Below are 7,958 nucleotides of genomic sequence, written 5' to 3'. Positions count from 1 at the left end.
ATGATTTCCCTTAACTTTAACTTCTCCATCATCTTTGTCATATAGTCCAGTTAGTATTCTTAAAAGAGAAGTTTTCCCAGAACCATTAGGACCTACTATTGCATGGACTGTATTTGCCTCAATTTCTATAGAAAAATCATTAAATAACTTTTTACTTTTGAAATTTTTGCTCATATTTTTAACTTCAATTATATTCATATAAATAGTCTCCTAAACTTATAATTTAATTTATTATTAAACTACCCACAATTTTTAACATTAGGAACTCAGTCTTTCATCTGATAAAAAATTATACTTATTATTTATATTTGTAATGACTTTATTTAATTTTTTAAAATCTCTCATAGTTTTTAATAAGAGCTTATAATAATTTTTTAATATCTTTATATCTGAGACTACATAAATAAGATTTTAAATCTAATTTTTGTAAAATAAAAGTCTTCTATTTATCAGAAGAAAGCTACAAATTCAACAATTCCATCAAATTCAATGAGAGTTGGTACTAAAAATAAACATACAGAACGAACATAGCTTAGAACCATTTCCCATTGCTACTATTTCAGGTTTCATATTTTCACCACCTTGTAGTCTTATTTTATTTCATCCTAAAGTTAAATACATGAGTAAATACTGCAAACTTTATAAAAAATAGTAAATAGTGCTACATTTTTTCTAAAAAAACATCTGAAAACTACTATTTCCAATGTATTTCAGAACTTTTACAAATTAAAAGTATAATAGTTGATATATTAATATAGTATGGAAATTAGAAAATATTAAATTTAAACTAAAAAAACGCAAGTATTGAAACTTACGTTTTACAAAAGATAAAAATATATCAAATATGACTATAATAGACATTTATTACTATAAGATTAATACTATATTATAAAAATCTTCTTATAATTTCACCAAACCTTACCCATATTAACTAATATAGTTTAATATTATGCTATCAAAACTTATATAATAATTTTCACCCTTTTTGATTAATATAATTTTCTTTAATCAATATAATATATGGAATCAAAAACTTCACTGAAACTTGTAACTCCATCCAGAACTTTCCTAAGACCATTGTAAGTCATAGACTTGAAATCCTTAATCTTGTACAACCTATCAAGTTCATTTTTACTATAGTCTTTATTTTCTAAAAGAAGCTTCTTATAATCATCATTAAATACCAATACCTCTTCTACTGCCTCCCTTCCTAAATATCCGTCATTACATTTATTGCAACCGCATGCATCATAAACTTCTTGATCTTTTTTAATATCAAAATATCTTTTTAACAAATTATATTCACTTATAGTTATCTTTCTTTTTATCTTGCAATCACAAAGTTTCCTTACGAGCCTTTGCCCTGCTAAGATTGAAACAGATTGACCTATAAGATAGTCTTCAATTCCCAAGTCTCTAAGCCTCGCTATCGATGATATGGCATCAGTCGTATGAAGAGTTGAAAGCACTAAATGACCTGTAATTGCCGCCCTTATAGCCATTTTCGCTGTTTCTTGATCTCTTATCTCACCTATCATTATTATGTCTGGGTCTTGTCTTAAAATAGATCTTAGGGCATTTGCAAAGCTAAAATCTATCTTGTTATTCACAGATATTTGATTTATTCCCATAACATTTATTTCGACTGGATTTTCTACTGTAACTATATTTACACTATCATCATTTAAATGATTAAGAAGTGAATATAAAGAAGTTGACTTACCAGAACCTGTGGGACCTGTAAAAATAATCATACCCGACTTATTTTTTATGGCTTTTTGTAATATATTTTTTGAATTTTCACTAAAGCCTAAAAGGTTGGAAGATTTTTTAAAATAATCTAGAGAAAGAATTCTTAAAACTAATTTCTCACCAACTATAGTATTTAAGGATGATATTCTAAAATCTATATGGGGAAACCTATCAAGCTTTAAATACCCATCTTGAGGTCTTCTCTTTTCAGCTATATCAAGCTTTGAAGAAAGCTTTATTCTTGTTATAAGCTTCTTATATTCTTCATATGTCATCTCGGTTATATTTATAAGCTTCCCATCTACCCTAAACCTAATTCTAGCAAAAGTCTTATCCATAGGTTCTATATGAATATCTGATGAATTATATTTAAGAGCTTTTTTTATAAGATCATTTATATAAAGGTCAATATTAATATTTATTAAATTATTATCCATTAGACACTCCAATACTTACCATCAAGTGACCTATACCTTATGGCTTCTAATAAGTGCTTATCTAAAATCATGTCAGAATTTTCAAGGTCAGCAATTGTCCTTGCCATCTTAATTATTTTATTATAGCTTCTTACTGAAAAATTATATTTGTTAAAGGCCATTTGTCCTATTTTTTCTAATTTATCATCTAATTTTATATATTTTTTCATAAGTCTAGTATTTAAGGCTCCATTTGTAGATATGGACTCATTTTTATACCTTTCTTCTTGAATTAATCTTGCCCTTTGGACTTCAAACTTCATCTCTTTTGATGATTTAGTCTTCATATTATCTTTTAATTCTTCATATTTTACAGGCTTAATTTCAATATGTATATCAATCCTATCAAGGATTGGAGATGATAATTTTGATAAATATCTTCTAATTTCATTGTGACTACATGTACATTCTTTTAAAGGATTTCCATAGTTTCCACAAGGACATGGATTCATTGCTGCTATCAAAATAAAATCTGCAGGATATTTTATACTAGCCATTGACCTTGATATGTTTATCTCTCTATTTTCTAAAGGTTCTCTTAAGGCCTCAATAGTTTTTTTTGAAAATTCTGGAAATTCATCTAAAAATAATACTCCCTTGTGAGCAAGTGTTATCTCTCCTGCCTTTGGTATATTTGCCCCTCCACCTATTAAAGAAACTTCACTTGCAGAGTGATGAGGGGACCTAAAAGGTCTTTTATTTATAAGCTTTCCTTCATCCAATAGTCCCATTACAGAATATATTTTTGTAACTTCTACTTTTTCTTCAAAGTCCATATCAGGTAATATTGACGGTAAATGTTTTGCAGAGAAAGTTTTTCCACTTCCTGGAGCACCTATCATCAATAGATTATGATCTCCAGCTGCCGATATTTGCAAAGCTCTTTTTAAAGAATCTTGCCCCTTTATATCTGAAAAATCATAGTCATACTTATCTTCTTCAATATTATCATTTAATCTAGCTTTATATGGATTTTTTTCTACTTCACCATTAAGATAAGTAACCAGACTTTCTATATTAATAAATGGATAAGTGTTACAATCTTTAATAATTGAACATTCATCCTTATTTCCATCAGAAATAATAAAATTTTTAAATCCTTTTTCTCTCATAGATATAAGCATAGCAAGTGCTCCTCTTATAGGAAGGATTCTTCCATCTAAAGAAAGTTCCCCTATAAAGATAAAGTCGTTTCTCTCTTTTTTTATTACTCCCATACTTCTTAAAAGAGATACTGCTATGGGAAGGTCTAATTGGGTACCTTCTTTTTTTATATCTGCAGGAGATAAATTTATAGTAATCCTACCTTGGGGAAATTTATAACCTGAGTTAATTAAGGCTACCCTTATTCTGTCCTTAGATTCTTTTATAGATGAGTCTGGTAAACCTACGATATTGAAGGCAGGTAACCCTGATGTGATATCGCTTTCTACTTCTATAGCCTTACCTTCAAGGCCAAGAAGACTTACAGTATTAATTTTTGAATACATGCTAATCTCCTAATTTTAAAACTTTTTGATATTTCTTAAAATCGTCATGAACCTCTGTTTCAAAGATTTTATATTCTCCGCTTTGATCAACAAAACCAAGTTTATGGCAATGTAATAATTGGTGCTCTAAATTAAACTTATGCCCCACATTTCCATAAACAGGATCTCCTAAAATAGGATGATTTATATAGGTCATATGGACTCTTATCTGATGAGTCCTTCCTGTTAGAATTTTTACCTTAACTAGAGAAAAACCATTAGCTTCTTTTATAACCTCATACTTACTTATAGCCTTTCTTCCACTTGGTCTAACTGCCATTTTTCTCCTATTATTAGGGTCCCTGTCAATAAAGGTTTCAATTGTATCTTTTTTATTGTCAAAAATCCCATGACATATGGCAAAATATTCCTTATCTACTTTCCTCTTTTCAAATAAGTCTTTAAAATATTTATATGATTTATTATTTTTGGCTATAAGCATTAAACCTGTAGTATCCTTATCAAGTCTGTGAACTATACCAGGTCTATCATCTCCACCAATATGAGACAGATTGTCATAACCAAACTTATATAATAAGCCATTAACTAGGGTTGCTGTTACTATAGAGCCTGCAGGATGGACCATTACATTCTCGTCTTTATCAATAATTGCATAATCCTCATTTTCATAGATGATTTTTATGTCCATCTTCTCCGGCCTTATTTCTGGCTTTTTAAATAATTCATCTGATATATTTATCATATCTCCAAGTTCAAGTTTATAACTCGGCTTTACTTTTTTCTCATCCACCAGGATTTTCTTATCCTTTATAAAATCTTTTACTTTTTCTCTTGGGATTTCTTCAAATTTATTTGATATGTATTTGTCTATTCTAATATTTTCATCTGCTAGTATATTCATATATAGATTATAGCATTTTAAGACTTTTTGTCCAAAGTTAAGGCGTTTAAATAAATAAAAAAGAGCAAGCAAACTTACTCTTTTAAACTTTCAATCTTTTATCATCATTGTAAACTTCATCTATTATGCATGAACCAAGACAAATATCATTATCGTAAAATACAGCAGCTTGACCTGGAGTTACAGCCTTTGTCTTATCATATTTTATTTCAACCCTACCATCCTCTAGGATTTTTACCCTAGATTTTATATCTTTTTGCCTATACCTAAACTTACATGTACAATCAAATTCTTTAGCAAAGCCCTTAGATGACAAACTTGAAAGTAAAGATCCGATTAGCCTATTTGAAAACAATCTCTCATTATTCTTTCCTTGACATACTATAAGTTCATTTTTTTCTAAGTCCTTACCACAAACAAACCACGCTTCTCCTTCACCACCTATGCCTAGACCTCTTCTTTGACCTATGGTGTGATACATTAGTCCATAATGTTCTCCCATAACATTTCCATCTATATCTACAATTTTGCCTTTCTTAGCAGGAAGATAGTTTGATAAAAACTCATTAAAATTTCTCTCGCCTATAAAGCAAATTCCTGTTGAATCCTTTTTATCTGCTGTAGCAAGATTATTTTCCTTGGCTATTTTTCTTACTTCTTTCTTTTCAAGTTCTCCTATTGGAAAAAGAACGTCTTTTATTTGATCTTGGGATAGTTGAGATAAAAAGTAAGTTTGGTCTTTGTTTTTATCAACACCCCTTAGCATTTTAACTTCTTCTCCATCTCTTTCAACTCTTGCATAGTGACCTGTAGCAAGATAGTCTGCTCCTAAATCTTTGGCATAATCAAGAAAGGCTCTAAACTTAATTTCCTTATTACACATTATATCAGGGTTAGGAGTTCTTCCTTTTTTATACTCATCTAGAAAATATGAAAAAACTCTATCATAATATTCTTTTTCAAAATTTATAGAATAATATGGAATACCTATCTGATTACATACCTTAACTGCATCCTCATAGTCAACCTCTGCAGTACAAACCCCATTTTCATCTTCTTCATCCCAATTTTTCATAAATATTCCAGTTACATCGTAACCTTCTTGCTTTAAAAGTAAGGCTGCAACTGATGAGTCAACACCACCACTTACGCCAACTACCACCTTTATATCTTTCTTATCAGTTTTCTCCATCTATACCCCTAACCTTTTTAAGAATTTCAAATGTATAATCTATATCTTCTTTTGTATTTGTAAAACCAAAAGAAAATCTTACTGAATGCATGGCCCTATCTTCATTATACATTGCCTTAATTACATTGCTTGCTTCTATACTTCCTGCTCTACAAGCAGAACCAACTGATATACATACACCATGCATATCTAAAAATGTTAACAAAAATTCATTTTTAACATAAGGAAAATATAAGTTTAGTATGTGATTTGACGAATTATCTAGGCTTCCATTTATTTCGAAAATAAAGTTAGATTCTTTTAATTTCTCTACAAAATAAGTCTTTAATTCTTTTATTTTCCCTCTTTCTTTTATGGTTTTTTCTATAGATTCTGCCATAGAATAAGCTCCCATCACAAAACTTGTTCCAGCACGCCTATTCTTTTCTTGCTCTCCTCCTCTTATAAGAGGTTTTATACTTTTATTAGCATAAAGTATTCCAAATGAGTTGATACCGCCTATCTTATGCCCTGAAAGAGAAAGAGAGTTACAAGCTAGTTCATTAACATCTATGTCTATATGTCCATAAGCTTGAACACAGTCGATATGAAAGAAAACATCTCTTTCTTTTAGATACTTCCCTATTTCTTTAACAGGCTCAATGGAGCCTACTTCATTGTTGACAAACATCAAAGATACAAGCTTGACATCGCTTGTCATCTTTTCTTTTAAATCATCAAGTGTAAAAAATCCATCCTTATCCACATCTAAATAAATAGTCTTATCCTTATTAACAGCATTTAAGATAGAATCGTGTTCTATCTTAGATGTTATAATTAAATCATCTTTAAAATTAGATAAGATTGTGTTATTAGACTCCGAAGCAGAAGATGTAAAAATTATATCATTGCTATCTGCTTTGATAGACTTTGCAATCTTTCTTCTTGAGTCCTCTAAGATTTTTTTAGCTTTTCTTCCATATGTATGAAGAGAATCTGGATTCCCATCAAAATTTTCCTTATTTTTTAAAATATATTCTAGTATTTCATTTCTTTTTATTGAAGTTGCAGCATAATCAAAATAAATCATAATATCACCTAAGCTGTATTATACTTTAAAATCTCTTAATTTAAATCTTAATCCCTTTTTAAATACTTGTCAGATATTTCATAAATATGACCAAAAACATGGTCTACATCAAAGCCAAATTGAGTAAGCTTATACGCCTTATCTTTATCGTCTTTTTTTATGACTCCATAGTCTAATAAAAGTTTTATCTTCCTACTTAACTCTGTATGAGAAATATAAGATATAGAATCTAGAATTTTTTTATAATTATTATTACCTATTCCTATAGAATGAATTATTTCAGGCACCCATCTTTTGCTAAATAAATCTTCAATAAGCTCTAAACCTTTACTATATTCTTTCATAAATCTCCTATTTTTAACTAACATATTTGTTCCTTGTTGAATATATTTTATTATAATATAATCATACTATAATTAAAATGATTCTAAAAATCAAATTAAAAAAGGAGTATATAATGAATAAAAAATTGGATATATATTTAGCAAACATAATGGTTGAAAACATAAAACTACACCATCTTCATTGGAATATAGTAGGCAAAAGTTTTGTTAGAGTACACGAATACTTTGAAAGCCAATATAATGCATTTTTTGAAAGATATGATGAAATTGCAGAAATTCAAAAAATGCAAGGTTACTATCCAAACGCAGACCTAAAATCATATCTTAATCTTACAACAATTGATGAAATTTCAAAATCTGAAGATATAGAAATTAGAAAAGCTTTAGAAATTTATCTAGAAGATTTAAATAAATTTAAAGAACTTGCTCTAGAAATAAGAAAAGAAGCAGATAAAAATGATGATTTTCAAATAACTAATACTATGGAAGAGCACATTGAAGCTTATAATAAAGAAATTTGGTTTATAAAAGCGAGTTTAAAATAAAAATTTAGAGGCTGATGCAAAATGAATTAATAGTTCCAAAATCATTACAGAGACTGTGTAAAGTTTTGTGTATAGAAACCTCCTGATTAGGGTAAAGAAAAACTAACCAGGAGGAATTTTTATGCCAAGAAAAAGACCGGAAACAAGAAGAAGTAAAATAGCAAAAATGTTAATTGAAGAATATCAGCC

At 28.9% G+C, this 7,958-nt stretch carries 8 protein-coding genes; 1 reads left to right on the top strand and 7 read right to left on the bottom strand.

Going from position 1 to position 7,958, the window contains the following annotated elements; translation table 11 throughout:
- The 7 genes from SOR60_RS06725 to SOR60_RS06695 form a co-directional block, all read right to left on the bottom strand.
- On the bottom strand, nt 1-198 hold a 198-nt coding region (locus SOR60_RS06725), incomplete at its 3' end, for an ATP-binding cassette domain-containing protein (protein WP_320595526.1).
- Nucleotides 199-1,004: 806 nt separating this feature from the next.
- Nucleotides 1,005-2,189: a GspE/PulE family protein gene (locus SOR60_RS06720; protein WP_320595525.1), complete on the bottom strand. Its 1,185-nt coding sequence runs from the start codon at nt 2,187-2,189 to the stop codon at nt 1,005-1,007.
- Nucleotides 2,189-3,718 carry a YifB family Mg chelatase-like AAA ATPase gene (locus tag SOR60_RS06715; protein WP_154539223.1) on the bottom strand — a complete coding sequence of 510 codons (1,530 nt, stop codon included), beginning with the start codon at nt 3,716-3,718 and terminating at the stop codon, nt 2,189-2,191. Before SOR60_RS06715 ends, SOR60_RS06720 begins: the two co-directional genes overlap by 1 nt.
- Nucleotide 3,719: 1 nt before the next feature.
- On the bottom strand, nt 3,720-4,619 hold the full coding sequence (locus SOR60_RS06710; RefSeq protein WP_320595524.1) for an RluA family pseudouridine synthase: 900 nt from the start codon (nt 4,617-4,619) through the stop codon (nt 3,720-3,722).
- Nucleotides 4,620-4,701: 82 nt separating this feature from the next.
- Nucleotides 4,702-5,811, bottom strand: coding sequence for a tRNA 2-thiouridine(34) synthase MnmA (mnmA, locus tag SOR60_RS06705; RefSeq protein WP_154539227.1), 1,110 nt, complete (start codon nt 5,809-5,811; stop codon nt 4,702-4,704).
- Complete coding sequence (locus SOR60_RS06700) at nt 5,798-6,880, bottom strand: cysteine desulfurase family protein (RefSeq protein WP_154539229.1); 1,083 nt, start codon at nt 6,878-6,880, stop codon at nt 5,798-5,800. Before SOR60_RS06700 ends, mnmA begins: the two co-directional genes overlap by 14 nt.
- 47 nt (nt 6,881-6,927) lie before the next feature.
- Nucleotides 6,928-7,224 (bottom strand): winged helix-turn-helix transcriptional regulator, encoded by a 297-nt coding sequence (locus SOR60_RS06695; RefSeq protein ID WP_320595523.1) that lies wholly within the window; start codon nt 7,222-7,224, stop codon nt 6,928-6,930.
- Nucleotides 7,225-7,337: 113 nt separating this feature from the next.
- Between SOR60_RS06695 and SOR60_RS06690 the strand changes: the two genes are divergently transcribed.
- Nucleotides 7,338-7,769, top strand: a complete 432-nt coding sequence (locus SOR60_RS06690; protein ID WP_154539233.1) for a Dps family protein — start codon at nt 7,338-7,340, stop codon at nt 7,767-7,769.
- Nucleotides 7,770-7,958 lie beyond the last annotated feature (189 nt).

Source organism: Anaerococcus porci, from assembly GCF_034090325.1.
Lineage (GTDB): Bacteria > Bacillota > Clostridia > Tissierellales > Peptoniphilaceae > Anaerococcus > Anaerococcus porci.
The sequence above is the reverse complement of the archived record's forward strand: the minus strand, read 5'-3'. Positions and strand labels throughout refer to the sequence as shown.

Coding starts and splice junctions, on each gene's coding strand:
- SOR60_RS06710 (WP_320595524.1), bottom strand. CDS start 4,619: ATGAATATACTAGCAGATGAAAATATTAGAATAGACAAATACATATCA.
- SOR60_RS06690 (WP_154539233.1), top strand. CDS start 7,338: ATGAATAAAAAATTGGATATATATTTAGCAAACATAATGGTTGAAAAC.
- SOR60_RS06695 (WP_320595523.1), bottom strand. CDS start 7,224: ATGAAAGAATATAGTAAAGGTTTAGAGCTTATTGAAGATTTATTTAGC.
- mnmA (WP_154539227.1), bottom strand. CDS start 5,811: ATGGAGAAAACTGATAAGAAAGATATAAAGGTGGTAGTTGGCGTAAGT.
- SOR60_RS06700 (WP_154539229.1), bottom strand. CDS start 6,880: ATGATTTATTTTGATTATGCTGCAACTTCAATAAAAAGAAATGAAATA.
- SOR60_RS06715 (WP_154539223.1), bottom strand. CDS start 3,718: ATGTATTCAAAAATTAATACTGTAAGTCTTCTTGGCCTTGAAGGTAAG.
- SOR60_RS06720 (WP_320595525.1), bottom strand. CDS start 2,189: ATGGATAATAATTTAATAAATATTAATATTGACCTTTATATAAATGAT.